1 protein-coding gene and 2 pseudogenes are annotated in these 1,463 nt (G+C 61.0%); 2 read left to right on the forward strand and 1 reads right to left on the reverse strand.

Translation table 11 applies throughout. From position 1 onward, the window contains the following. The coding region (locus tag CK240_RS17505) for a transposase (RefSeq protein ID WP_205957910.1) at positions 1-201 on the reverse strand (201 nt) is incomplete at its 3' end. Positions 202-406: 205 nt separating this feature from the next. Here CK240_RS17505 and CK240_RS17510 point away from each other — a divergent pair. After that, positions 407-1,224, forward strand: a pseudogene (locus tag CK240_RS17510) (IS3 family transposase); the annotation flags it as partial. Positions 1,225-1,323: 99 nt separating this feature from the next. Next, positions 1,324-1,463, forward strand: a pseudogene (locus CK240_RS18450) (transposase); the annotation flags it as partial.

The following is a 1,463-nucleotide window of genomic DNA, read 5'->3' on the forward strand; positions in this document are numbered from 1 at the left end:
CATCGTCAGGCAGGCCTGGATGGCTGCTTCACTGTAGTCAGGCTGTCGGCCGCGTTTGCCGGTTGGACTGGCCTCCCACGTCATCTCGGGATCGAACCAGATCGTCAGCGAGCCACAGCGCTTCAGAGCTTCGTTATAAGCGGGCCAGTTCCTGGTCTTGTAGGCGGGGGTGTGGGTCTGCTCATGCGCCCCAGCTACCACGCTGGGTTCACAAGATGAGTCCTACAGCCGATTTGTGCAACAGAGCCACATGGCGATGAAAGTATAATCTTTCGATTGTCAAAGATCGGGTTCTGGTTTGCTATCGCAAGCTTGAAGCCACCCATCTTGCAGTAGCGACGTGGCCTACTACCTGATAGGTGATCCTCCTTGAAGTAGGCTTCCGAGCCAGATTGAGCACGACGGAGTGCCCCAGAAGAAGCATAAGCCCGAGGAGATCGTTGCCAAGCTCCGGCAGGTTGATGTGTTAGTGTCGCAGGGCCAGTTGGCCGCTAAGGCGGTGCGCTCGATTCGCGTGACCGAGTCCACCTATTAACGGGGGCGCAAGGAGTCCGGCGGGCTGAAGAGCGGCCAGGTCAAGCGCTCGAAGGATCTTTAGAAGGAGAACGAGCGGCCGCGGAAGGCGGTGTCGGAACTGACGCTGCAGAAGCTGATCCTGCGTGAGGTTGCCTTGGGAACTATTGAGTCCCGCCAGCTGCCGCGCCTGCATCGAGCACGTTCGGCAGAAGCTCCAGATGTCGGAGCGCCTCGCCTGCCGTGTCCTGGGTTAGCATCGCTCCACACAGCGAAAGGTGCCGCGCGGGCGGACCGATGAAGAAGCGCTGACCGCCGACATCGTCACGCTCGCCAGCCAGTATGGACGCTACGGCTACCACCGCATCACGGCGCTGCTTCGGAATGCCGGCTGGGCGGTGAACGTGAAGCGGGTGGAACGGATTTGGCGGCGGGAGGGGCTGAAGGTCCCGCAAAGGCAACCGAAGAAGGAAAGGCTCTGGCTGAACGACGGGTCGTGCATCCGCCTGCGGCCGGAGCGCCCCAATATGTGTGGTTCTACGACTTTGTCGAGGCCCGACCCATGATGGCAGGAAGTTCTGCATGCTCAACCTAATCGACTAGTTCACCCGAGAGTGCCTGGCGATCCGGATCAGTCGCAGGCTCCGGTCGATGGACGTCATTGACGTGCTGTCGGATCAGTTCATCCTCCGTGGCCTGCCCTCTGACCTGCTCCCCGGGACGTCCCTCGGTCTGATGTAGAGTTTGCTTCGCCACGCAGGAGCAGACGACAAGAGGAAAAGCCGCTTCACCGAGGCGCAGATCATCGGGATGATCAAGGAGCAGGGTCAACGCACTGCGTTGACGGCCTGGCAGCTGCGGAGGTCTGTCGGCGCCATGGGCTGAGCCCGGCCACGTGTCTCACAAGCTGAAGGCCAGGTATGGGGGTATGGGCGTGTCCGACGCTCAGA

The organism is Paracoccus salipaludis (assembly GCF_002287065.1).
GTDB classification, from domain to species: domain Bacteria; phylum Pseudomonadota; class Alphaproteobacteria; order Rhodobacterales; family Rhodobacteraceae; genus Paracoccus; species Paracoccus salipaludis.